This window comes from Paenibacillus sp. FSL H7-0323 (assembly GCF_038002725.1).
GTDB classification, from domain to species: domain Bacteria; phylum Bacillota; class Bacilli; order Paenibacillales; family Paenibacillaceae; genus Paenibacillus_AQ; species Paenibacillus_AQ odorifer.
In genome coordinates, this window is sequence record NZ_JBBODB010000001.1 from 5,945,391 (window position 1) to 5,970,417 (window position 25,027).

Sequence of the window (25,027 nt, forward strand, 5' to 3'; positions counted from 1 at the left end):
AAAAAACTTTCCGGGCATAGCTTGTCCCCGGAAAGTTTTTTTGTTGTGAAGAAACTGATTAGCTGCTGCTGCCCGTGCTACCGTCTGGAGCGGATCCGCCGGGGTTTCCGCTGCTTAAGGTAATGCTCTCCGCCACAGTGGAATCTGATTTAAGCGTATATTGGATAATGTCATCAGCTTTCAGGTCAGCTAAGCTGATCGTGTTCTCCTGACGCGTGCCATTGTCGAAGGTAACCGTTACAATTTTGGTATCAGCATCAATTGTAATATCTGTGGTTTCCTCGGAGAAGGTTTGCTGCATCCCGCCGCCCTGTGGTCCACCACCTTGTCCACCGCCGTCAGGGGCTCCGCCTTCCGGTATTCCCCCCTCTGGAGGTGTACCGTTTTCTGAGCCTTGATCACCTTCGGGTCTTTCCGGTGGAGTACCAGCCTGGCCGTTCTGCATATCGGCTCCAGCCGTATCTCCAGTGCCTTGTGCGGGCGGGGAAGGCATTTCTGACGTATAGATTGTAATTGTGTTGTCGCTAATACTCTTAATCTTGCCGAAATTCATGGACATGTCGGGTCTGCCGTTTTGTTGATTGCCGTTTCCTTGAGATTGCTGTGCCTCAGCGTTATCTGCGGGTGCCGTGTTCGCTTGGTTATTAGTAACAGCTGTTCCTTCGGACTCCGAATTGGTGCTGCAGCCAGCCAATAGTAGAGAAGCGAGTAGACTTCCTGAGATCATAATCGGTATTAATTTCTTCATTTATTTTCTCTCCTTAATAGTTTTAGATTGATTAGGAGAAATATATCAGACGGTTCTGAAAGGTTGCTTAAGATCAGCTGAAAGTTTGCCTAAAGAAATAGATCATGTAAATGCTATATAATAATCATATAAGTGGGATAAAACTCTACAAAGGTAAGTCATGGTAAGAGATAACCAACGTTCAGGAAAGAGGCAGTACATGAAGAATTTACTCGTAACAGGCTACCGTGCGCATGAGCTCGGTATTTTTGATAATAAGCATCCGGGAATTCCTTATATCAAAAAGGCGCTGTCTAACAGATTAAAGCCGCTAATTGAAGAAGGCGTCGAATGGATTATTACCCCTGGCCAGTATGGTGTCGATCTTTGGGCTTGTGAGGTGGTAAGTGAACTCAAGACTCAATATCCTGAATTGAAATTGGGGATCATTACGGCGCATACTGGACAGGAAGAGAAGTGGAAGGAAGAGAAGCAGGAGGAATACCGACGTATTATTGCGGGTGCGGACTTTTGCAGGGCGGTCAGTAATGCCCCTTATGACGGCAGCTGGCAGTTCAGGGCCAGAGATGACTTGTTGTTCCGCAAAAGTGACGGGATATTGCTCTTTTATGATGAGGATGCGGCGGAAGGCAGCCCGAAGTTTTTTAAAGAACGAGCGCTGAAGCTGCATGCAGAGGGGGACTACGAGCTGTTTCTTATTCATTCTGATGAGATTCAAAATATTGCCGATGAAGAAAATCAGCGAGATTATGAATAAAGCTACGAACGAAGATATCGCGAAATAAAAAAGCCCGAATCGGCATTGGGAAATCACCGTTACGGGCTTTAGTTTCTATTTGAACGAGAGGCGGAGAATAGGATGAGTGAGGTCAATCAAGCAGATATTTGTTATGTTATTTTGCTTAGCCCGACGAATCAAGACCGTAGAGACATGGAGATTATTCGTGGTCATGTTAAGCATTTACAAGAGCTGGACCGTAAAGGACAATTAGTGCTGTGTGGTCCCTTTAGTGATTGTCCTGGCGGTATGGTTATTGTAAGAGCGAACTCACGCGAAGAAGCCGTTCTCCTTGCCGAAAAAGATCCTTACGTGCTGTCTGGCATTCGTAGCTATGAAGTGCGTACATGGAGTCTGTCCCATGAGGGGAACAGGCATTTAGGTATTGTTCCACTTCAGGAATAGGTTTAATCAAATGAAGCTTTTTAGCGAAGGTGCTTTTCGCACCTTGTAATGCTGCTCATAGGCATAGGCTAGCTTGATAAGCGTAGGCTCCTGATAAGCTTTTGCTGAGAAGGTTACACCAAAGGGAGCGCCGGCCGAAGTGTATCCAGAAGGAACGACGATGGACGGATATCCTGCTCTGGAAGTAATTCTGGCGCCAAAATCGGCAGGGAACAGCAGGGCATCCAGATTGTATTCTTTCATAGTGGCATCGATCCCTTCTTCCTTGCACAGCTTCAGGTCAGTCGCACGATGGCGTAAATATTGAGCTTCACTTTGTGTGCCGGAGGAGGTATATTCCGCATCTATTAATGTAGCTTGACCAAATCTCAAAGTCTCCACAGGGTGTGCATGATTAAAATCAATAATATCCTTCAAGGTTCGCATAGGTGCTCCGGGGCCCAAATGAGATAAATAAGCATTCAGTGCTGTTTTGAATTCGTTTAATACCACCGAAGAGTAACTAATTTCCCGGGCGGTCTTAATATCTGCAGGATCAATGATGGTCGCTCCAAGCTCTCTCATCCTGTCGACGGAAGCGTTGAACAAAGCAAGCTGCTCATCTGTGAGCTCCTCAAAATAATAATCACGTGGTATCCCAATTCGAGCGCCCTGCAAACCATTCGGATCAAGGAATACAGTATAATCCTCGTGGATTCTACCTGTATTTGTTCCCATAGCTGCATCGCGTTGATCCTTGCCCAGCATGGCGTTTAGCAGTAACACGGCATCATGAACGGTTCTAGCCATAGGGCCTGCGGTGTCTTGTGTATTGGAGAGCGGCAGGATTCCTGAACGGCTGAGCAGCCCCACGGTTGGCTTAATGCCGATGATGGAGCCCAAATTACCGGGATTAAGAATCGATCCCGAAGTTTCTGTGCCAACAGAGACCGTACAGAAATTACAAGCGACAGCTACTGCTGAACCCGCACTAGAGCCGCCGGTTGGCGTAGAAATATTGTAGGGGTTAAGGACTTGCCCGCCGCGGGAGCTGTAACCGGAGGGCATGCCGTTCGTCATAAAATTGGCGAATTCGGTCATATTGGCTTTACCCATAATAATGGCGCCGGCTTCACGCAGCTTGGTAACTATAAACGCATCTTCCCCGGCAAAAGAATTCGCCAAAGCCAGCGAACCCGCACTTGTATGCATTTTGTCCCCAGTATTGATATTATCTTTCAATAACACAGGTATCCCGTGCAGGGGGCCGCGTGGGCCATTAATTGCCCGTTCCACATCCAGAGATTCTGCGATAAACAACGCATCAGGATTAATCTCCAGTACAGAGTTAATCGTCAGGCCGTTTTTGTCGTGATCAGCAATGCGTTCATAATACATGAGAACTAGTTGTTTTGACGTAATTTCTCCGGCTTCTAATGCGGCTTGGATGTCCGGTATGGTGGCCTCTACGATTTCAAAACTCATATGCGTTCACGCTTCTTTCCCTCTAGGATATGGCTTCTCCTTCATCTAACCATAATTTGGGTGTCGTTGGTAGTTTTCTTTTTAGACTTACATTTTGATTGGCCATTTGATATATTCAGGTCTGCATTGTAATTTTTTTATTTTTCTAGATTAGGAGCTAAATTAAGAACATGAAAAACCACAACTTTGCTTCAAAAATTATCACTTTTTTTGTGGTGATGATAAGTTTTGCTGTTTTATCTTCAAGTCAAGCCTTTGCGGAAGACAGTGATCTCAAATGTTATTTGGACGGTAAGCAATTACATTTTAATGTAAGTCCTATACTGAAAGATGGAGTTACATACGTACCTATGCGGGCGATCTTTGAAGCTTTAGGCGCAACTATTAAATGGGATAATCATGCGAAGTCGGTCTCAGCGGTTAAAGGGGATATTAACATTTTTTATCTGGTCAAGGAAGGAAGAGTAATTGTAAACGCCAAAGAGCATGAGCAAGTCTTAAAAGGTATCAATTTTCAAAATAATACACTAGTCCCTTTAAGATTTATTAGCGAAGTGTTGGGTAGTAGTGTCACTTGGGATGAAGGTACAAAATCTATTTACATAACCTCACCAGTTGCCGAGGAGAAGCTTATTGCCCCGGTCAACAGAACAATTTCAGTAGGAAGCCAAGAGCAATCAAAATCGTTATCAGATGAGAGAAACAGGTTTGTTATAATCGTAAAGCACTACGGAATTAAAAATAATCAGCTGTATAGCTTGCTCGAATTTTCTAACATGGATAATAAAGACATCTCAATAAATTTTAAGTCTGGTGATCAAAAAATCATAAAGACATTCTCAAAGGAAAAGGACCCCATGCCGACTCTGAAAATTGAAAATTGTACGGAAGTAACCCATAAAGTAGTTATCGATAATATTGGCGGGAATATATATAAAATCCCGGAATTTTCAGTTAATCAGGCGTGTGTCAGTTCCAACCAATCCCAACAAGATGCGCTTGATGTATGGCGGAACAACAATTCCGGCCTCTCGGAATTAGGCAGTAACCTCGTGTCTGTCCGTAAATATATTCAAGATCAGACGGGTGGGCTGCAAAACTTTGTGATCCCAGCCAATAAAGCTGAACAGCTGATCCTGGTCGCCCCAGTTGGAGGGAAGGATAGGTTGGTTGTGGAGGGCAGTTATTTTGTAGGAGGTCTATCAAATAAGACTATAGAGTTCCAACTAGATTATGAAGTGGTTTCTGAGCTCGATTTGGGTATTTATAGTTACATATATACGGAACCTGTATATTAAGGATCGTTTTATTAGAAAAGAGGTGTCCGAACGGCCAAAATAAATGGCTGCTCAGACACCTCTTTTGTTGTGAGTGTGTAGATTAAAGTCTGACAATTACTCCTGCGCTGCTGTAAATCCCTCTTCCGCTAAATATTCTTTAGCTTCCTCAAGCGTTTCAAACGCCATCTCCAGATTGAGGTCGGCATAGACATACCATAAATCATCCTCAAGCTTTAGGGTTAGGGTTTGGCCCTCATCATTAGTCCAGAGTGTATCGGCAGTTGCCGCAGCCTTTTTCTTTCTTTTGCTGGCTACAGGAGCATCAGGAATGTAAATAGACAGTGAGGTGATGGAGGCATCCAGCAAACTACGCAGCTCGGATTCCGAGTAGTCGCGAATATTCACGAAGCCCTTATCATCTGTCTCGTAGCCCCGCAGTAAGCCTGCGAACACATAGCCATTACCATTTGGATGCAGGTGAAAAGCCACGGTTTTCTTATCATGCTGGCTTTCCTCGTAGTGATAGTTCACGCGCCCAAGGGATACATTTTTGCGTTCCAGCTGGGGGTAAGAGTCGAGAATCGCTAATTTTTGTTCAAAAGTAAGCATATACAGCCTCCGGTTTTCGGTGTGATTGTGCACATGATTATACCATGTCGATGGATCGTAGACTATTTTTTAATCATCAAGCGGCAGAGACAGCACGAAGGTGCAGCCTTTGTCTGAGTGCTCCTCAAGCACGAGGCTTCCGTTCATAGATTCGGCCAGCAGACGGCTGAAGGTTAGGCCGAGTCCTAGACCACGCAGTGTGCTCTGCTTATCGCTGCCCCGGAAGAAGGCTTCGAAGACATGCTCACTATGATTGGATGAGATGCCAAGCCCGTTATCTTGAACACGGATTTCGGCAAAGCCATGACCTTGCTGCTCCAGCAGGTCTATCGTAAGCTGCACCTTTCGATCCGGAGCTTTGGCTTGTACGCTGTTATTAAGTAGATTGACGATAATCTGCTGGATACGAAGGGAGTCCCCACGCAAAAATAAGGGATTGATCGGCATATGGAGCACGGGTTCAGCAACATCTTCCGCCTGTGTCAGTTTCCATTGATATACGATTTCTGATAGTAGTGGTACGGCATCGAGTCGGTCGTGACGAACGGAAACCATTCCTGCAGTCAGGGCATTGTAATCCAGAAGGTCGGCTACCATTCGCTGCAACCGCCCAGCCTCCAGCAGGGCAATATCCAGAAATTCCACAGCTTCATCACCTTCAACGACCCCTTCGCGGACGGCATGCACCAGGCCTTTAATAGAGGTTACGGGTGTTTTCAACTCATGGGAGACTCCGGCCAGCATTACGGCTCGAGACTGCTCAAATTGCTGTAACTTGCCTGCCATCTCTTCAAAAGACATCATCAGCTCATGAATTTCCCGCTCTTTAGCATCCTTATCTAGAACGATATCATAACGGCCATGGCTGATTTGAGCCGCAGCCTCGACTACCTTCTGAATGGGTTTTGCCAGTTTACGAGATAAGAGGTAAATGGTTAGCCAACTTAAGATGATTAGAAACAGCAGCAGTATGGAGAAAAATATGATCTCCTCCTGTGGAATATGCCGCAGCGATTTTTTGGATTGCAGGACAATAACCTGTCCCAGTGTTTTGTCATCCGAATTTATGGGAGCCACAGCAGCCTTAAACTCAGGACTGCGGGAGTCGTTCAGGCTATCATTTAGCTTATATCTCATTTCCTTGTCAGTTAGAGGTGGCAGGGAGAATAGCATTTGACCTTGTTGATCAGTAATGATCACGCACATCTCTATGGTTAACTTGAAAAACCGCTTCCGGTCTTCGATCAGCTTTTCGAGATTTTGGCTGATTTCAATGGAGCCTTCCATATTTAAGCTGCGATCTGCAATCTCCTGTGCCAAAAGCCCCGCAGTCTGCAGACGATTGCTCATAGCCTCCTGACGGATCCACCATAATGTAGCTAAAGCTGTGAGGAGCAGGCCTACACTAATAATGAGCAGATAACGTATCGTCCAGTAAGAAAGGATAGAGGTACGTTTGGCGTTGTTTCTCTTTAAGTTGTCCATAATTGATATCCCGTCCCCCTTAGGGTACGGATTTCCCCCTCACTAGTAGGCCAGTGCGACAACGCTTGGCGTAGTCTTTTGATCGACAAATCTACCGCCCGGTCGCTTCCTTCATAATCCATTTCCCATACAAATTCTATTAATTGCTCACGCGTACAAATCTGATTAGGTCTTTCAGCGAGAAATAACAGCACTGACATATCCCGAGGACTAAGACTCAGCTCAGCCCCATTTAAAAAGACAGCACGTGCTGTGAAGTCGATAAACAAACTGCCATAATGCCGTTTACGGCTGCCATCAGACCACTGCGAGGGACGGCGTAAGACAGCGTTCACGCGTGCTACCACCTCCTCGGGAATAAAAGGTTTAGACATATAATCATCCGCACCACCGTCGAGGCCGGCTAGCCGGTCATTGATCCCATCTCTTGCCGTCAGCATGATCACAGGGCAGCTGCTTTTTTCACGGATGAGCTTAAGCAGTTCAAAGCCGTCCATGTTTGGCAGCATGATGTCTAGTAATACTAATGAAGGAGGAGATATAGCAAAAGACTCCAGCGCAGCGCGTCCATCAGCTACACGGGTGACTTGAAAGCCTGCTTTTTTCAGATAAGCACTGAGGACCCTAGAGATGGCTTCTTCATCTTCTACAACAAGAATGGATTTCGTCAAATTGGAGTACCTCCAGTCCATAAAATTTACGACAAGTTTAACACATCATAGCCCGTTCTGCTCTGACTTCTTCCCGACATATTGCTTTGTTAGAATGAGGGACGAGCTTGAAAGCATACAGAAATTATGAATATTGGAGGGAACAGGATGAAGAGAAAAAGAATAGCCTTGATCGCTGCAGGAGTTATTATCGTAGGAGTAGTCACAGGTTATACATTACTGGATAAATCGCTGGGCAATAATGTAGAGATCGAGTCCGTGATTCCAAATCAAGCAACCACAGCAGATGCTGGAGAGACAACAAATAACACTGGAGCATCAGCAGGGGTGGCGGTCACAGCCGAACAATTAAACGGGGATTGGACCCTTGGGGAAACCTCTAAAGTCTATTGGTCAGTGACGACCTCTAAAGAAACAGTAAACTTCGTAGACAACAAAGTTCAGGGTACCTGGAAGGTAAATATAGAGGATTCTACTTCGATGGCCGGGGAAGGGACAGTGGATATGAGCGCTCTGGATTCTGGCAATAGCCAACGGGACGAGCATGTAAAAGGAGAGGATTTTCTATCCGTAACGGAATTTCCACAATCCACGTTTGTAGTGAAGTCATTTTCGGAGCTGCCGGCAGAATGGACTGAAGGAGCAACTGTGCCTGTTGAAATGCAGGGGACGCTTACCGTAAAAGGAGTAGAAAAGGACGTCACCTTTCAGTCGCAAGCGGCGTATAGCGGGGGACAGTTGATGCTGTCGGGAACGACAACAGTGGCCTTTTCTGACTTTGGTCTAAGCAATCCCCACACCGTTGTGCTGGATACAGAAAATAATCTTGAGGTTCGCTTGGAGCTTGTGCTGACAAAATAGTAGCTCTTTCGTAAGGATAACGCTGCTGTGAAATTTATAGAGAGACTGTACTGAAGAGATTTTCCCAGGCCGTGTTGGCTTTTGGGAGAGTCTCTTTGGTTTGGAATGAATTGTATGTTTTAATAGTAGTATCTGTCGAATAACTAGCAATAGTGGAGGTGTTCTTTGTGATCAAGGTGGCGGCAGCAATTATACATAATGAAGAAGGGCAGATTCTTATTGCCCGGCGGCGGCAAGGTAAATCGCAGGCAGGTCTGTGGGAATTTCCTGGTGGCAAAATAGAGCAGGATGAGAGCATCGCAGAGTGTCTGCAAAGAGAGCTTCAGGAAGAGATGGGGATCACAATCCTTCCCTATGAGAGCTTTGGCATGAACGAGCATAACTATGGAGAGATAAAGATCCAATTGATTGCTTGGAAAGCGCGGTATCAGGGAGGTGTAATTGATCTGGTCGATCACGACGAACATAGGTGGGTGCTTCCGGCTGAACTGGATCAGTTCATGTTTGCTCCGGCAGATCTTCCTTTTGTAGAACGTCTAGTGATGGAATCAAAGCCGGATTGAAGGGAGATATAATATAATATAGAAGAAAGGAAGAGCTTAAATGCCTGTATATGAAAAGCTAGTGCGTGACGGCATCCCCGATTTGATAGCTTCTCAAGGTAAAGATTTTAACACAAGGATATTAGAGTCCAAAGAATACATAACTGAACTACGTAAAAAATTGCAAGAAGAGTCGAAGGAATATTTTCAGGCAGCAAGTGATGAAGAAGCTCTGGAGGAGCTTGCCGATATGATGGAAGTGATTCAGGCTCTGGCGGAGACACACGGGAGCAATAGCGTGGAGCTGGAGAAGCAACGTGCAGAGAAAGCTAAACGTCGCGGTGGATTTAAGAAGGGGATATATCTGATTGAAGTGGAAGGAGAATAACAGGGAGATTATTTTTCCGCACAAGGAGGGTAAAACGTTGTTCAAAACCAAACTGACGATGATCTTAAGCAGTGTGGTGGCCTTGATTCCTGTAGCTATTTATTTATTCCTTTATTCCAAAATGCCGGATACCGTGCCGATTCATTATGATGGGAACATGGCTGATCGATTTGTAAGTAAAGCTAGTCTGGAGGTTATTTTGCAAAGCGGGCTGGGTTGTTTGGGATTCATAATCATGAAGCTTTTACAGTTCCTTTTGCAAAAAGCGTTTATTCAAAGCTCTAACGAGCACTCAGCGGCCTTGAGCAAGATCTGGAATATTGCTATTTTGGTGGTGACGGTGGTGTTTGCTGGCATCAGTTCCTATACATTCATTAGAATGGTCTGATAGAATTAAAGAGACTTAGCAGAAGGATTAGGAGGAACATGCAAATGAAAATGGACAACGCTTACAAGGTGAGATGGGGAATTATTAGCACAGGCTGGATTGCTCATCAATTTGTTACTGATTTGGCGCATGCCAGTAATGGTGTGGCTTATGCCGTTGGGTCAAGATCTCAGGAAAGTGCCGATGAATTTGCTAAAAATCATGGGATTCCGCATGCCTATGCAACCTATGAGGAATTGCTGAATGACCCAAATGTAGACGCGGTATATATTGGAACGCCGCATCCTTTTCACAAAGAAAATGCTTTAATGGCGCTGCGTGCAGGCAAAGCTGTCCTGTGTGAGAAACCTTTTACCGTAAACAGCGGTGAATTGGAAGAAGTTGTGGCCTATGCTAGAGCACATAAGTTATTCCTGATGGAGGCAATGTGGAGTCGCTACATCCCGGCGATTGTGAAGGTTAGAGAATGGATTGCTGAGGGTAGAATCGGTGATGTTCGTTTGGTGAAGGCAGACCTAGGGTTTCGTACCGACTGGAACCCGGAAGGCAGATTGCTGAATCCGAAGCTGGGCGGGGGGGCGCTGCTGGATGTGGGGATTTATCCGGTTTCTTTTGCCTCCATGGTGTTTGGACCTCATCCTGAGTCTATTTCCAGCACAGTGCACATAGGTGAGACTGGAGTGGACGAGCATTTCTCGATGCTGTTGTCATATGGTAACGGGAAAACCGCTTCGTTGAACGGTGGTATTCGTCTTAACATGTTGGAGGAAGCGCATGTGTTTGGCACAGAAGGCCGTATTATTGTAGAGGGTACATTAGTGAACCCGAAATCGGCTGCGCTTTATATAGGAGATGAGAAGATAGAGAGCTTTGCAGATGACCGAGCTTCTATTGGATATTGTTTTGAAGCGGAGGAAGTAGGACGTTGTCTTCAGGTAGGGCTTACAGAGAGTCCGGTGATGACATTGGATGAATCGTTAGCGATTCTGAAACTGCTGGATCAAGTGCGTGCACAGTGGGGGCTTAAATACCCTGGAGAGTAATTAAAATATAAATTAAACACCCCTCGGCGCAGTGCTACACAAGTAGCTCCGAGGGGTGTTGTTATATTAACTAAGCTGCGCTAGTTCTGATTATTGGCGTTTTTGCCTGCCTGGACCCAGCCGGCCACTTCAACGGTACGCTTCGCTTGATGAAAAACAGCGTCACGGATCCGATCCTGATCTTCGATCATTTTACCGTCTCCATCTACACTGACACTTGTTCCGTAAGGGTTGCCTCCCGCACCAAATGTGACTGGATCGGTATAACCGGGTGCTGCAACAATGGCTCCCCAGTGATACATCGACGTATAGAGTGCCAAAATCGTAGCTTCTTGTCCACCATGCGGGTTCTGTGCTGAGCTCATGGCGCTGACGACTTTGTTTACTGTTAGTCCTTTGCCCCAAATGCCACCGGTTGTATCAATGAACTGCTTCATCTGGGAAGCAATGTTACCGTAACGGGTTGGGGAACTGAAAATAATCGCATCCGCTTCGACTATATCGTCGGGTGTGGCGACTGGGATATCTTTTGTTTTTTCAGCTAGGGCTTTCATGGCTGGATTTGCTTGAATTTTGTCCTCGGGGACCAGTTCCTGCACCTTCAGCAGTTTTACCTCAGCTCCTGCTTTTTCTGCGCTTTCCGCGGCCCATTGTGCTAGCTGGTAGTTAGTTCCTGTGGCACTGTAGTAGATGACAGCTAATTTGATTTTTGACATGCTGTAGTCATTCCCTTCGAGTGTAGTTCCATACTATTAATTACCCTAATGGTGTCTTTATAACCCAGAATGAAATCAATCTATTCGAACTGGACAGACAGATGTCCACTTTGCCTGTGTATACTAAGTTCAATCACAGGAAATGAGGGAGAATGGATGAATACTTATTTTGTAGAGAAAGCAAAAATGACCTTGGCGGGGGTTAGCATACGCACAACTAATGAAGCAGAAATGGGACCTGATGGAGGTTTGTCGCAGCTGTGGGAAACTTATTTTCAGAGTAATGTTGCGGGGCAGATAGCTACGGTAAATCCTGAGTATATCTATGCTTTGTATACGGATTATGAGAGTGATGCGAGCGGAGCGTATACCGTTGTGATCGGGCATGAAGTAGCTGAGGAGAGACATATAGAGGAAAGGCAGCTAGAGGAAGGCGAGCTAGAGGAAAGCCAACTAGAGGAAAGCGAACTAGAGGAAAGCGAGCTAGAGGAAAGCCAACTAGTGGAAAACCAGTTCACCTATGCGGCTGTACCGGAGAGCAAATACATGGTTTTTAAGACGAAAAAAGGTCCGGTATTTGAAGTAGTCGCGCAAGCGTGGGGGGAGATTTGGGCGTACTTTAAGGAGTCTGGGGAGGTAAGAACTTACACGGGGGATTTTGAGATTTATGATTCACGGAATTTTGACCCTGCTGACACGCAGGTTGAGATTTATATTGCGATTGAATAGATAGGGGAAAAATGGCTTTAAGTGCTTAGTGGGTTAAGTGCTTAAGCGGGAGATTTTTTAGGGAAAAGTGTTATAGGAAAGTGTTTAAAGGGAAGTATTTTATAGGGAAAAAGGGATTTAAGGGAGTTGCTTCTGATAGTAGTATCAAGCAGCTTGCGAGAGAAAGGGGGGCTGCCGAGAGGGAGTCCCTATTTTTGCTGACGGCCAGGTACCGGGGAGAAGGGTTACTTGACGGTGGAAGAGAATATGACAACTTAAAATTCTCGGGATGTGTTGTTAATCTTTGCTGAGGCTTGCATTTAGGCAGACGGGGGGAGACATAAGAAAAGCCCTAGAGTATATATACTTAACTAATATGTCTGCGGAAAAATATACGGTAAAAATCCCGTAGATTTGCTGGATTGGGCAGAAATGGCGGGGATGTACGGTAAAAATCCCGTAGATTTGCTGGATTGGGCAGAAGTGGCGAGAATGAACGGTAAAAATCCCGTAGATTTGCTGGATTGGGCAGAAGTGGCGGGGATGTACGGTGAAAATCCCGTAGAATAGTTGGATTGAGCCAAAGTGGGGAAATGTACGGTAAAAATACTCTACATCAGCTGCATAGCGTCGAATTAGTCAGAAATAAGAGCAAAAGTGCCCTACATTAGCGGTATCGAGCCAAAGTAGCAAGAAAGAGAGGCAAAAGTGCTCTACATTAGCCGCCCCAAGCCAAAGTAGCAAGAAAAAGAGGCAAAAATGCCTTACATTAGCCGCACCAAGCCAAAGTAGTAAGAAAGAGAGACAAAAATGCCTTACATTAGCCGTCCCGAGCCAAAGTAGCAAGAAAGAGAGGCAAAAGTGCCCTACATTAGCCGCCCCGAGCTAAAATAGCAGGAAAGAGAGTCAAAAATGCTCTACATTAGGCGCCCCGAGCCAAAGTAGCAGGAAAGAGAGTCAAAAATGCCCTACATTAGCGGCAAACGCCGCTTGGACCTAGTCAAAGTTAGTTTGATGGAGGAGCTAGTGGAACTGTTATTGTTAGTGGAGTTAATGCGCTTAAGGAACTGATTCAGTTGGTGAAACTAACGGAGTTGATAGAGCTAATGTAACTGTAGAAGTTAATGTAGTCGGCAAAGCTAGTTAGTTAAGCAAATGTGGTTGATGGAACTGAGGTGATTAGTGAAGCTGCTGTAGTTCATGTAGTTCATGTAGTTCATGTAGTTCATGTAGTTCATGGAACTCATTGAGTCGGCTGATCCGATAGAGTTGAGTAGAGATGACCAATTAGCCAACACACAAATATACAGAAATGGAGAATGCCAAATGGGAAAACAATTTACCGCTATACTACCTGTACATGAAGCGTTTATTCTTCGGCAGCACCTATTTTTCGTAGGGTCAGCGCCGCTTTCAGAAGATGGGCATGTTAACCTTTCGCCGAAAGGACATGATTGTTTTCGGATATTGTCTCCTAATCAGGTGGCCTATCTAGACATGACCGGCAGCGGTAATGAGACGAGCGCGCATCTGCTGGAAAATGGAAGAGTGACGGTTATGTTTTGTGCGTTTGAGGGGCCGCCTAATATTTTAAGACTGTATGGAACAGGGGCTGTGATTTTGCCTGAATCAGCAGAATGGGAAACACTATACCCTATGTTTACATCTCTGCCTGGAGCTAGACAGATCATTTTGATAGATGTTCATAAAGTACAGACTTCCTGCGGATTTTCGATCCCATTCATGAGTTATGCGGGTGAGCGGGATACGTTGCAGCGTTGGTCTATCCAAAAGGGCGAGGCAGGCCTGAAGGAATATAGACAAGAGAAAAACACTAAGAGTATAGACGGGCTACCCACACCTCTTGGACAAAAAAACTGACCAGAGAGGGAGAGGATCTCCCAAACTTATGGTCAGTAGAAGGAAGGCACAAACCATAGGGTTGCTTACTTAAGTCATTAAAAGTTGTCTACTTCGAATAGGGATGTACATCCAAGTCGTTCAAAGTTGTCTGCTTCGTATATGTACACCCAAGTCGCTATAGTTGCTTGACTACCATTATAAATGTTCACTAGGTGGATACAGTGTATGCTATAAACCATTACATTCGATCTCATTAGGCAAAGTATTAAGCTAATTGAACGCGACAAGTAATTCCTTAATCCGTAATCCTGTAATCCCGTAATCAAAAAAATGAAGGACATAAGGGTGACGATTCATTTGGCATCCCATTGGAGGGTTTTTTAGAGTGTCTTACCCTATTTAATAGTCTATTAAACTTATTGCTTTTACTGTTATTTCTATCATCGCATGCTCGTTTATTTAAACTTATAATGAAGGCGATGGGATGGGCTGCTTTTCCATCAATCATCGTTTACATTCTCATGTAGAAGTTATTTTACGTAGATTAATAAACGGACAAAGGAGATACAGCATGCTGCCATCACTCGCATTTCTTAAACGTCAATTAGAGGGGATTTTACGCAATAAATTTGCACAGGGGCATCAAACCTCGGGTTATTTAGCCAAGCTGGAACAGCTTCCCGCAAGCTATGATGCCTATCTGGAATTCGCTCATAGCTTGGTGGCCATTCCAATGAGGGACAATTGGCCTTACTATGAACCAAACGATTTACAAGAGATATGGCAGGAATGCGATCCGGCACGACCTTTAGGCCAGGTCGGCATCTTGAATCTTAAGGATAGCTCCAAGCGTGTGGAGGCGGGATTCCTCGCTTCAGTCTGTGGTTCAATGCTAGGCAAACCGATTGAGGTAAACCCCAGCTTGTCGGAATTGCGTAAAGCTTTAACTTCTGTAGGGGAATGGCCACTGAATGATTACATTTCTGATGAAGTTCTCCATGCTTTGGATCGTCGACATTGGTCTTGGTTTGAGACGACGCGGGGGCGAATTCGTTATGTGGCACCTGATGATGATATCAATTACACATTAATGGGAATGATGGCGTTAGAACAATTTGGCGATGGTTTTACGAAAAGAAATTTAAGAGATTTATGGATAAATCATCTTCCGATAAGTACTACTTGGGGGCCGGAGAGGACCATCTTGCTTCGATCGGGGATTAGCTATTTGGAGCATGATAGAGAACTATTCAATCATTCTGAAATAGAGGCTTGGCCCGACTTCATGGTGCAAGATACAGAACTATGCGGAGCAGCGATTCGCGCAGATGCTTACGGTTATGCCTGCCCCGGTCAACCCGCTCTTGCCGCTGAGCTAGCTTGGCGTGATGCAAGTTTTACACATCGCCGGACGGGGATCTACGCCACGATGTTCATCGCCGCTGCGATTGCAGTTGCGCAAGTGCTGCGCGATCCTATTAAAATAATAAGTACTGCACTGCAATTCGTACCTGGAAGGAGCCGATTCTATGAGATTACTCAGGATTGCCTGCAGAGGGTAGCGAATGCAGATAACTGGCTGGAAGCTTATCAGAGCATTAACCATAAGTATGCAAATTATAGTCACTGTCAGGTTTATCAGGAAATAGGTACCTTAATTAATACATTTCGATTTGCAGACAATGTCGGTGACGGGATATGCAAGCAGGTGATGCAAGGCAACGATACGGATAGTTTTGGAGCAACAGCAGGCTCTCTGCTCGGGGTTTATTTCGGTTCTGACAGCCTGGAAACAAGATGGCTTGAGCCTTTCCAAGACCGGATTCATACGGGATTATCTAATTTTCATGAGCAAAAGCTATCCCGTTTGGCTGAGCGGATGGGGCGTTTGCCAGAGCTGTTGCATACTCACCAACATCGAATTGAACCCAGCGAGCTCTATGTAAACGAGAACACCGATTTAAACCTTTGAATTTGATTTCATCAAAAAAATGGTTAAGATATCTGTTACTACGGTTCACAATTTTATTTCCTTGGAGTGTTTGTGGGACCTATATAGAAGTGCTTTAGAAATTAAAAGTGCCAATTGAGTAGCTGAGTAAAAGTCACCGTGCTTAATGCAATACGACATTATCCCGTAACAGGTTACTTTTTGATTTTTTTCATCTATCCATAGACTGCTAGTACATGGACAAAAAGACACCAACCCCCGGTTAGTGTCTTTTTGTCTAGCAACAGGTACTGCTAACAATGGCAAATTTGCTTGAAGATGTTACATCAAACGTAGATCACATAAGGGATGATGCGTAACCAATGGTGTGAAAGCGTCTAGAGCAGATTACTTGAAAGTTCAATGGTTTGTTAAAAACATCCACAATAGGTAAATTAACGAGACTTAGACTACAGGATAATTACGAATGATTAACGAGCTATGTGATCTTCATGGCATTACGTACCTATTAACCATCGAAGCGCTGTCCAACGCTAGTTGCTATAAGTGGTGGAGCTTACAGGATCGTCGAGCCGACACAAAGACAAGGTTATCCCGTATGCCGTATCCCGTATCCTGTATCCCAAATCCCTACCGCCCAAAGCTCATGCTACCCACGGATTCCACTATAAACACAGGCACATATTGCTCGCCCATGTCTGTTCCAACGAGCTCATATCCATTCTGATATTGGCCACTAACTAACGCGTTACCTGTAACGGAACCCACTTCTCCTTGGAGCAAAATATAAATCCCATCCGAGTAAGCAAGACTATTGCCGAAGTTATTTACGATGATCTCACAATGAAAAGAGACCTTTTCAAAAGGATGAGTGGTAAGATCCGCAGCTGAGATTACAGCATACTCCTGAACAATCTCTGCGAATTGATAGCTGCCGTCTACTTTACGGTAAAGTGCCGTTTGCCCGTCAACACCGTCTCCAAGATCCGCATTAGGCACGAGAATAGAGTCATCGGACTGCAGTTCATAACTATCGCCAGCTATTGAAAATAACTGCGAAATACCATTTGATTTCATCTCATACGCTGTGAAAAGGGTGCGTCCACCTTCAACCTCAGATTGGGCTAAAACCACAGGTACACCTGAAGAGGTTGCCAACTGTTCATTAAAAGTAAGACTGCGCAGACTCTCGAAGCGTGGCAAGCTGTTTCCGGTTAATGTGACCACATTGTCGTCGTTATTCATCGTGGCATAATAGAGCACGCCACTGTTATCCGTCCCGGCGACGATCACTTTTGTACCTAATAGTCCTTTGCGGGAGATGACGTTGTCGTATTTGTCTTGCTCTTCACCGCCAGGAAGGAGGCGAACAGGCTCTGCAATATTCCAGGCCAGCCTAGCAGCGGCAATGTTTGTCGAAGTATCTTCTAGCGGAGCAAGCTCTCCGTATAATTGTATCGCTTCAGCATATTGACCTTTAGTAGTCAGACGTTTGGCGTTTTTTAGTAGCTTAGCCTTACTAGTATCGATCAAAGTCAGCACCTTGGATGACGTGATGCCTGCCGATCCTGCAAAATTACGATAAGCTACAGCATGCCCAGCAAAAGCTGTGATATTGTCACCTTCAAGATCTTTGTTCAGGATGATCTTCCCGCTGCTTTCTGCTTGTTGAAGTACCCAAGGAGCTTCGTAATTATGCTGGCTATAAGCACTCATCAGGGACAGGGTGCTTTCCAGCATGCCGGTAAAGTTTCCTGCTCCTGCTAAGGATTTTAATATAGCTGTGTCATGGCTTTTAAACTTTGAGGCTAGTAAATCCTCTTTGGAAGCTGCACTTCCATAATAAGCATCAGGAATCTGCAAAAGATTCCATTTGAAGTTCTCTTCATTACTCACCCCTCCGCTCTGGTTCTGGGCAAGATCGGCAAGGAACTGCTCCTTAAACTGACGGAAATAAGAGGTGAACTGGTCTGAAATGCCTGAGGCCGACGATAACTGGCGATAATAGGATTCATAGGGACCGCCTGGCTTCATATATGTAGCTTTTAAACTGAGCAGAGCTTGATAGCTTTTCATAAATCCGGCAAAATCCTTAGTCTCTGCTTCCTCCTTAGTAGAGGCTACCAAATCATTCAGAACTTTGCGGATGTCTGTGATTGGAGCTAATTCATCCAGACGTTTTGCGACTCTTTCTTCCTGGTAATCAATGGAATAGTTGGCCGATGCTTGACGGTACTGATCCTCTGCATTAATCAGATCCCCGGCAGCGTAGAGACGGTCGGCTTCTTTGGTGATTTGTATTTTATCTGCGATGAGAAAAACCTTCTGTCCAAGCAGCACAAGCATGCATATACACAAAATGATCATAAAGTTTCGCAGGGTTATTAATTGTTTGAACGTCATATAGAGTAGCCTCTTTTTTCAAAATATAAGAAAGCCTAAGAAAGTATAAGTTTTACGGTATACATCATCCTTATATTTCTTTGAGAAACGGTTGGTTGTCATCAATAAGGATGTTTGCTTTATATTGGTTCATCTTAGCTTTCAGGTCTATTGGACCTCCGGGTCCCAGCGATATTTGGCTTCACGAATGTCAGCTACCCTGAGGTCTAAGCCGTTCCAAGGTTCATGGGGATTCGCAGCAATGAGTTTGGACAACCGCAAGAAACGGTCCTTGGGCAGATCTTGCACGTATCGGCCAATCATATTGGAGTAGAGCAGGGCATAACGCTTCATTCTTACCGCCGCTCCTGCAACGCTCGTAAGGATGGTTAAGCCGTTAGCCATCTGGCGAATCTCCACTTCATAGTTCTTCACGTAGCGTAGTGTACGATCCTTAATGAGATCGGGACGGACTTTAGCGATCTCGCCGATATATTCGGCTAGCAGTGGTTCGAAGTCTTTTAGAAGAAGCTGCTCCAGTTCTAGATCCATATCCTTGCGGAGTAAAAATCCATGCAGCAAAGCCACTCGCTGCCGCGCGATCCGGTCGCCGCGAAGCAGGATGGAGAGCTCCCGCAGCTTCTCATAGGCAAGAACATCATCCTCACGGAGTACGGAGACAGCTTCCTGACGGTTGACCTCCAGCCCTTCCTTGATGATGCCGATCCCACGACCAAGCAGCTCATTGAGAGAACGAAGATTCTCGTTCTGCCTTACTTTTCGCTGCGTATAGTACAATAGTCCAGCAAGCACAAGACCCCCGGCACCACACAATATCATTTGTTGGATGCTATTTCCAAAATAGACAGAGGCTAGTGTGAGCAGTAAGATGAATAGTAGGCGGGTATGCATCTTCCGTCTGGCTAGTGATGCTGCGTGCTGCTCTACAGCAATAAGTGAGGCTCTGCCACATTTGCTACAGCGGTCTTCGCCAAGAGCGGTATACCGCCCGCATTGGCGACAGATGCGCAGCTTGTCATAAGCGTAACGCGGGGCCTTGAAAGGCCGGAAGGTAACGGGTCTTTTCTTATTCACGGCCTTTATCGCCTCCGTTCAAAGCGGCTAGCAGTCGATCGTTAATATCATCACGTGTCAGTGGTTTGCGCTGATGTGCGGCATAAATGGAAATCTGAATTACGGCAATTAGGAACGTAATCCCAAGAATGACGTATGAAATCATGGAACAATCCTTTCTCATGGACGCTCTGCAGTCCAGATGGCTTTTAGAATGATAATCTTCTATGCATCAATGCACTGGGTCCGGCGGTCCTAAAGTTGAAGTTTACAAGGTTTAATTATATCATAATGGCATGCTATTTACAGATTTTAGCGATAGTGCTGAACCTGTCATATGTGCCTAATATAACACAAGAGGAGCCCTATTTATGCTTCGTAAATATCAAAGTATTAGAACAACCAAGACTCTCTTTCTACGTATCTTTCCGGCATTGCTCCTGACTCTTTGTCTAGCTGCCTCGCCTTTTGCAGCTGTTAAGGCCTATGCGGCAACGTCGGCGCAATCTCACATTGACGCTGTGCTTCTTATTGATGTCAGCAACTCCATGAAGACTAGTGACAAGAACAAAATCGCCAACGAAGCGATGAAAATGTTCATAGATATGTTATCCACCCAAGGTGATAAAGTAGGTATTGTTGCCTATACCGACAAGGTGCAACGGGAAAAGGCCCTGCTGCAAATTAGCTCGGAGAGCGATAAGCAGGATTTGAAGGATTTTATTGATGGTTTGGACCGAGGAGCTTACACCGATATCGCTATTGGCGTAGAGGAAGCTGTAAAGGTTCTGCAGAATGGAAGTGACCCTTCCCATGAGCCTATCATTGTAATGCTCGCTGACGGCAATAACGATTTCAACAAAGCGACAGGCCGGACGCAAAGTGAATCAGATAAAGAGCTGAAGGCGGCCGTAGAGGTTGCCAAAAAGAATGGCTATCCCATCTATACCATTGGACTTAATGCAGATGGCAAGCTGAATAAACAAAGCCTCGCCGACCTGTCCAACGAGACGGGTGGTAAAGCATTTTCGACGGACTCAGCAGACGATCTGCCGCAAATCCTGAGTGAGATTTTTGCCAGCCATTTGAAGCTGAAGGTAGTGCCTGTGCAGTCGATTACTGCAAATGGCGATTATCAGGACGTGACCGTCAACGTGCCTAACGGCAGTGTTTTGGAAGCCAATATCTCAATTATGTCTTCACAGCCTGTGACAGCGAAATTAACGGACCCGTCAGGGAAAGAAGTTGCGATCCCCTCAAACAATGTCCTGCTGTCCAAGTCTTCTACTTATAGCTTGATTAAGCTACTGTCACCGCAGGAAGGAGATTGGAAACTTCAGGTTAAAGGTGTGCCAAAGGATAAGATTGATATTAATCTAGTCTTTAACTATGACCTGGAGCTTAAGATCGATGCGCTGCCATCAGCAACCTATAAAAAGGGTGATAAAATCGACATCACCTCGCATCTGTTCAGCAACGGTACTCAGGTAACACTCAGTAATTTGTATCAAGATATGAAGGCGGTACTGCTTGCTACAGATATTGATACAGGTGATGTGCAAGAAATCGAACTGGATAACTCCGGAGCTGTCTTCAAGGGTACCTTTGAGGTAAAAGAAAGCCATAACTACGAGTTGAAGGTGCGGGCAGAGGAAAGCAGCTTTTATCGGGAAAGTGCACCTGTCCAGATCAGCGCGAAGACAGGCGGAGCAGCAACAACAGCACCTTCTACAGGGACTGGCAACGAAGAACCCCTGAAGGAAGCCTCATCCAAAACCCTGTATTACATTATAGGGGGCATTCTTTTAGTGCTGGCAGCGGGTGCAGCATGGTATGTGCTGAATAAGAAATCGGCACGTGGTTTTGTTGGACAGCTGGTAGTAGAGGTTAAAGACAGCAATACGGGTGAGAAGACCTACCCACAATATAAGAAGCTTGCAGGCTTCAAGGGCAAGTTCACCCTTCATCAGCTGCTGCAATTGGCGCCTGAACTGAAGGAGAGCGAAACTGTTATTTTCACACCGGCTAAGAATGACCGATTGCTGTTACGCAGCGGAGAAGGTGTTACTGTGGAGAGATCCGGACGTGCTGCGGATGCTTCGCGTGGTCTTGAACTGAAGAGTGGGGACCGCGTTTCAGTATCTCTACAGACGGTAGATAAGACGATTTATCTGGAATATTTAGTATAGTAGGCAATGGCAATGTATGCCGCAGAAACAGTTTTGCTGCAAGATATCTGAAGTACAGCTTCCGCAAAACTTTTAGGAGGATAAGCATATGAAACCAGTAGTAAGAGAGCATATACAGCAATTGGATGTATCACTAGGCGGCGGGATTGTCAGCGATAAGATCAGGGTGGATACGATTGATAATCCGATCCTGATCATTGGACTAGGCGGCACGGGCATTGATGCTCTGCTGCGTCTTAAATATCAGATTAACCGCCGCTTTAAGCTGCCGGAGGATCCGATATCCAAGAAGAAACGGGACAAGCCGGATAATGTGGAATTTCTAGCTTTTGAGACGAATGAACAGGATCGTGGAAAAAAATACAAAGGCATTGGGCTGGACCCGCAAAATGAATTTGTACTGTTGGCGAATGCCGAAATCGGCGGATTGTTGCAGAACCGCAGTATCCTCGATTCCTATATTACGGATTGGCTGTCACCTGAGCTGAGTATTACAGATGGTATGAATGGTGCTGCTGGTGTGCGGCAGGCTGGACGTCTGCTTTTGTTCACCAAGATTAATCAGGTTGTAGGCGCGATTGATAAGAAGATCAAGACCTTATCTGTAGGCACGAACAAAAAGCTGATGGTCTTCCTTTTGACAGGTCTGTCGGGCGGTACAGGCAGTGGGGCTTTCTTGGATATTGCCTATATCGTGCGCGGTATTATTGAACGTGACTATGGATCAGCTGGTATTGACCGTGTGAACACACTGGGGTACCTCTTTACACCTGACGTGAATTTGTCTAATAAAAGTCTAAGCGAGCACACGCGTGAATATATTCGCAAGAACGGTTATGCAGCGCTAAAAGAGCTGGATTACTGGATGAATGTGGACAGTCGTGGTGAGCGGTTCCAGCAGCAATACGGTAATATTTTGACGGTAAATTCACCGCTGCCTCCATTTAATCTATGTCATTTGATCTCTGCAACGAATACCGAGGGTAAGCTGCTGGAGAATGCGTACGATTACTGTATGAACGTAACGGCGGAGAACATCACGAACTTTATGGCGAGTGAAGAAAAACAGTCTGGTGAAGAATTCGCCATCCATGATTATATCAGCAATATCCGCACCAACATTGCGCAGATGAACAAGACCTACCCAGCTAACTATGAATACAACATTATCGGTGCCTCGTCCGCTGTGCTTCCGATTGAGGAAATGACGACTTACCTGGCTTTCCGCTTGTTTGATAAAATGGAAAAAATGTTCCAGCAGGCGCCAGGTCAAGAGGATGTAGAGAAATTCGCACGTAAGCTTGGGATTGATCTCGACAGTATGATTAAGACGTTTGAATCCCGTGTGCCTGAGCCGTTGCCAGGCTACGAGAACAGCGAACGCTTGAGCCATGCCAATGTTGTTAAGAATCAAGTGGTAAGCATGGATACAGAGCTGGAGCAGAACTTCCTGGCTCGTGCCCGTGAAGAATATATCAAATCGAAAAAGCAGCTGCCTGGCGAAATTGTGGGACGTTTCAGTGAAGAACTGGAGCGCATCTTCCTGCATCCAGAGCAAGGGCCGTTCTACGTTTCCCGCTTGCTGTATACCGAGAAGGGCTTCTGTATTTTGAAGCTGATTCAGTCTTATATTGAGGCTTTACGTGAAAGCTTGTTGCGTTTGCCACGTGATATTGAGACGGCGCAGGACAGTGCGGATGAGAAGCTGAGCGATGCCCGCAGTGCTTTTGTCTCCAAAGAGAAGAAGAAAAATGCCTATATTGAGGCTAAAATCAATGAGTATTGGCTGCACGCCGATGTAGAACGCACTGAACAAATGATTCAATTTTACGAGGACTTATATGAGCTATTAAACGATGAGAACAGCCGGATTTACGGTGTGTTTACAGAGATTCTTAGTGCGCTTAGCTCGATTTTTGCCAAGAATGGGGACATCCTTATCAATGGCGAAGAGCAGGCAGACTATAAAGGAAACAAAACTTATTATTGGAACATTGTGAACGTGCCGGATATTTCAGCGACCATCTCCAAGATCATGGATCAGAAGGACGGCGACGACCTGATTCGTGACTTCACCCGTGAAATGCTGAAGCATTCCGGACGTTGGGTCAAAGAGCAGGAGATTGATATCGTTCGCTCAATTTCGGAATTCCTTAGCGATAAGTTTGGCGATCTGATTACCCGTTCGATGGAGGATTTCCTTGTGATGAAATTCGGCCATGAAGAGCCGCTGGATAAATTCGTTGAGCGGATTATTGCCGGTAAATTGGACGAAGAGGCTGTGCCTACCTTCCACCTTAGCAATAGCTCAGGCAGCTTACATTTCCCATCATGGGGTTTCGTTTCCGTGCCTGTAAAAGCGCCGGGTATCCTAAAAGGGATTCGTAATTATCAGAATAATGCGCTTGGCAAATCGCAATTTACGATCAAGGAGAGCCAAGTGAAAAACCGTATTTTCTGGCTTAATACACGTAATGGTGTGCCACTTTTCGTATACACGCCACTGCGGGTGTTTGAAGAAAACTATGAGCGGACCATTCTCGACAAGGAAGGGATCGGCCGCCATCTCGTGATGACGGATAAGAACAACTGGACGTATCTACCTTCTCCGATTCCGGAAAAATCATGGGGCGACACTTACGTCAATTCTCGTGTACGTGATTATAACGCTAGAGTGCGTGCAGACTTTGCAAAAGCGCTGGCAAGTAGAGTCATTATTGAAAAAGGTGTAGATGAGAACACAAGTAACAGATATTCTGTTGTGTTCACCAAACCTTTTGATCTGGACGCCATTTTGAACGGTTTCGATATGCAGCTGCAATCTACACGCCCAAATCTCGGTGAAGTGAAGAAGGCGGTTGATGAGCTGAAGAGCCTGCGTGAGAAGGGCTTGGAGCGGGAAGGTATTAAAGATATCTTTGGCAGCATCAACAAGGACATGGCGCAGGAGAATCTCATTCGTTCACCGCAGCTGATTTCACGTGTTCGTGTGGAGCTGGCTAAATATGCTGAACTGACTGCCAAAGCCGCTGAGCTTGAAGGTGTGCTTCATCAATATCTGGACGAAGATAAGTGGATGGATCAGTTCATTGAAGCTTTGTATACGGACAGCATTATCAAAAAAGGCGCACTCTACGTTTATGACCGTGATGAAGAAGAGGACGCTTGGGAGCCGTTTGCTAATTTGATGAAAGAGCGCAGCTACGTAGAGTATGCCGTGTATCGGCACTTCCGGGAGCTGGATGAGAAGAGCCGCAGCGTACTGCTGCGTAAGGCAGCACGTCGTGCAGGTGAAATGACTGCCGCTGAAGACGTTACCCCGCTGCTCTATAAGCTGGAAGGACTGTATGTATCATTCCTGGAAGCACGCGACAGCTTGGAGTACGAACGGGTAGAGTATGAGAGCGGCGATGAGATGTACGGATTCTACAAGAGCATGACTAGCAAGCTCGGCAGTATCCGCAGAAAGTTGAAATAGGCCT

23 protein-coding genes are annotated in these 25,027 nt (G+C 45.6%); 14 read left to right on the plus strand and 9 right to left on the minus strand.

Annotation, left to right across the window (positions count from 1 at the left end; all coding sequences use genetic code 11):
• Positions 1 to 58 precede the first annotated feature (58 nt).
• Positions 59 to 748: a hypothetical protein gene (locus tag MHH89_RS26540; protein WP_341088553.1), complete on the minus strand. Its 690-nt coding sequence runs from the start codon at positions 746 to 748 to the stop codon at positions 59 to 61.
• A 199-nt stretch (positions 749 to 947) separates the two neighbouring features.
• Here MHH89_RS26540 and MHH89_RS26545 point away from each other — a divergent pair, with 199 nt between their 5' ends.
• Positions 948 to 1,505, plus strand: a complete 558-nt coding sequence (locus tag MHH89_RS26545; protein WP_038568847.1) for a DUF1273 domain-containing protein — start codon at positions 948 to 950, stop codon at positions 1,503 to 1,505.
• Positions 1,506 to 1,607: 102 nt separating this feature from the next.
• Positions 1,608 to 1,931 (plus strand): YciI family protein, encoded by a 324-nt coding sequence (locus MHH89_RS26550; protein ID WP_051491142.1) that lies wholly within the window; start codon positions 1,608 to 1,610, stop codon positions 1,929 to 1,931.
• Positions 1,932 to 1,937: 6 nt separating this feature from the next.
• Here MHH89_RS26550 and MHH89_RS26555 read toward each other — a convergent pair whose 3' ends face one another.
• Positions 1,938 to 3,395 carry an amidase family protein gene (locus MHH89_RS26555; RefSeq protein ID WP_076129603.1) on the minus strand — a complete coding sequence of 486 codons (1,458 nt, stop codon included), beginning with the start codon at positions 3,393 to 3,395 and terminating at the stop codon, positions 1,938 to 1,940.
• Positions 3,396 to 3,565: 170 nt separating this feature from the next.
• Here MHH89_RS26555 and MHH89_RS26560 point away from each other — a divergent pair, with 170 nt between their 5' ends.
• Complete coding sequence (locus MHH89_RS26560; RefSeq protein ID WP_341088556.1) at positions 3,566 to 4,693, plus strand: copper amine oxidase N-terminal domain-containing protein; 1,128 nt, start codon at positions 3,566 to 3,568, stop codon at positions 4,691 to 4,693.
• 96 nt (positions 4,694 to 4,789) lie between these two features.
• On the opposite strand, the gene MHH89_RS26565 is transcribed toward MHH89_RS26560, so the two are convergent.
• From MHH89_RS26565 to MHH89_RS26575, 3 genes are all read right to left on the minus strand, one after another.
• On the minus strand, positions 4,790 to 5,284 hold the full coding sequence (locus MHH89_RS26565) for a hypothetical protein (protein ID WP_076099543.1): 495 nt from the start codon (positions 5,282 to 5,284) through the stop codon (positions 4,790 to 4,792).
• A gap of 69 nt (positions 5,285 to 5,353) precedes the next feature.
• On the minus strand, positions 5,354 to 6,769 hold the full coding sequence (locus MHH89_RS26570) for a HAMP domain-containing sensor histidine kinase (protein WP_076129601.1): 1,416 nt from the start codon (positions 6,767 to 6,769) through the stop codon (positions 5,354 to 5,356).
• Positions 6,757 to 7,440, minus strand: coding sequence for a response regulator transcription factor (locus tag MHH89_RS26575; RefSeq protein ID WP_232061150.1), 684 nt, complete (start codon positions 7,438 to 7,440; stop codon positions 6,757 to 6,759). Before MHH89_RS26575 ends, MHH89_RS26570 begins: the two co-directional genes overlap by 13 nt.
• Before the next feature lie 147 nt (positions 7,441 to 7,587).
• Between MHH89_RS26575 and MHH89_RS26580 the strand changes: the two genes are divergently transcribed.
• The 5 genes from MHH89_RS26580 (at position 7,588) to MHH89_RS26600 (ending at position 10,662) form a co-directional block, all read left to right on the plus strand.
• A complete protein-coding gene (locus tag MHH89_RS26580) occupies positions 7,588 to 8,301 on the plus strand; it encodes a YceI family protein (RefSeq protein WP_076194409.1) in 714 nt (237 codons plus the stop codon).
• A gap of 167 nt (positions 8,302 to 8,468) precedes the next feature.
• Positions 8,469 to 8,864 carry an 8-oxo-dGTP diphosphatase MutT gene (gene mutT / locus MHH89_RS26585; protein ID WP_076185009.1) on the plus strand — a complete coding sequence of 132 codons (396 nt, stop codon included), beginning with the start codon at positions 8,469 to 8,471 and terminating at the stop codon, positions 8,862 to 8,864.
• A gap of 40 nt (positions 8,865 to 8,904) precedes the next feature.
• Complete coding sequence (locus MHH89_RS26590; protein ID WP_076194412.1) at positions 8,905 to 9,231, plus strand: nucleoside triphosphate pyrophosphohydrolase; 327 nt, start codon at positions 8,905 to 8,907, stop codon at positions 9,229 to 9,231.
• A gap of 37 nt (positions 9,232 to 9,268) precedes the next feature.
• The gene (locus MHH89_RS26595; protein ID WP_081387265.1) at positions 9,269 to 9,619 is read left to right on the plus strand and encodes a DUF1648 domain-containing protein; all 351 of its coding nucleotides are present in this window, start codon (positions 9,269 to 9,271) and stop codon (positions 9,617 to 9,619) included.
• 44 nt (positions 9,620 to 9,663) lie between these two features.
• Entirely contained in the window at positions 9,664 to 10,662 is a 999-nt protein-coding gene (locus MHH89_RS26600) for a Gfo/Idh/MocA family protein (RefSeq protein ID WP_445739132.1), read from the plus strand.
• An 80-nt stretch (positions 10,663 to 10,742) separates the two neighbouring features.
• On the opposite strand, the gene wrbA is transcribed toward MHH89_RS26600, so the two are convergent.
• Entirely contained in the window at positions 10,743 to 11,378 is a 636-nt protein-coding gene (gene wrbA, locus MHH89_RS26605) for an NAD(P)H:quinone oxidoreductase type IV (protein WP_076138996.1), read from the minus strand.
• A gap of 156 nt (positions 11,379 to 11,534) precedes the next feature.
• Between wrbA and MHH89_RS26610 the strand changes: the two genes are divergently transcribed.
• The 4 genes from MHH89_RS26610 to MHH89_RS26625 all read left to right on the plus strand — a co-directional run bounded on the left by MHH89_RS26610 (position 11,535) and on the right by MHH89_RS26625 (position 15,921).
• The gene (locus MHH89_RS26610) at positions 11,535 to 12,107 is read left to right on the plus strand and encodes a GyrI-like domain-containing protein (protein ID WP_341088557.1); all 573 of its coding nucleotides are present in this window, start codon (positions 11,535 to 11,537) and stop codon (positions 12,105 to 12,107) included.
• 411 nt (positions 12,108 to 12,518) lie between these two features.
• Positions 12,519 to 12,656, plus strand: a complete 138-nt coding sequence (locus MHH89_RS26615; RefSeq protein ID WP_341088558.1) for a hypothetical protein — start codon at positions 12,519 to 12,521, stop codon at positions 12,654 to 12,656.
• A 756-nt stretch (positions 12,657 to 13,412) separates the two neighbouring features.
• Complete coding sequence (locus tag MHH89_RS26620; protein WP_076305099.1) at positions 13,413 to 13,967, plus strand: pyridoxamine 5'-phosphate oxidase family protein; 555 nt, start codon at positions 13,413 to 13,415, stop codon at positions 13,965 to 13,967.
• Between the two features lie 553 nt (positions 13,968 to 14,520).
• Entirely contained in the window at positions 14,521 to 15,921 is a 1,401-nt protein-coding gene (locus MHH89_RS26625; protein WP_076308980.1) for an ADP-ribosylglycohydrolase family protein, read from the plus strand.
• A 609-nt stretch (positions 15,922 to 16,530) separates the two neighbouring features.
• On the opposite strand, the gene MHH89_RS26630 is transcribed toward MHH89_RS26625, so the two are convergent.
• The 3 genes from MHH89_RS26630 to MHH89_RS26640 all read right to left on the minus strand — a co-directional run bounded on the left by MHH89_RS26630 (position 16,531) and on the right by MHH89_RS26640 (position 19,522).
• A complete protein-coding gene (locus tag MHH89_RS26630; RefSeq protein WP_341088559.1) occupies positions 16,531 to 18,303 on the minus strand; it encodes a hypothetical protein in 1,773 nt (590 codons plus the stop codon).
• Positions 18,304 to 18,450: 147 nt separating this feature from the next.
• On the minus strand, positions 18,451 to 19,377 hold the full coding sequence (locus tag MHH89_RS26635; RefSeq protein ID WP_076194438.1) for a hypothetical protein: 927 nt from the start codon (positions 19,375 to 19,377) through the stop codon (positions 18,451 to 18,453).
• Positions 19,370 to 19,522 carry a hypothetical protein gene (locus MHH89_RS26640; protein ID WP_155986556.1) on the minus strand — a complete coding sequence of 51 codons (153 nt, stop codon included), beginning with the start codon at positions 19,520 to 19,522 and terminating at the stop codon, positions 19,370 to 19,372. Before MHH89_RS26640 ends, MHH89_RS26635 begins: the two co-directional genes overlap by 8 nt.
• A 205-nt stretch (positions 19,523 to 19,727) precedes the next feature.
• Here MHH89_RS26640 and MHH89_RS26645 point away from each other — a divergent pair, with 205 nt between their 5' ends.
• Positions 19,728 to 21,545: a vWA domain-containing protein gene (locus tag MHH89_RS26645; RefSeq protein ID WP_312151118.1), complete on the plus strand. Its 1,818-nt coding sequence runs from the start codon at positions 19,728 to 19,730 to the stop codon at positions 21,543 to 21,545.
• Between the two features lie 88 nt (positions 21,546 to 21,633).
• Positions 21,634 to 25,023, plus strand: coding sequence for a tubulin-like doman-containing protein (locus MHH89_RS26650; protein ID WP_341088561.1), 3,390 nt, complete (start codon positions 21,634 to 21,636; stop codon positions 25,021 to 25,023).
• The last annotated feature ends 4 nt before the right edge of the window (positions 25,024 to 25,027 follow it).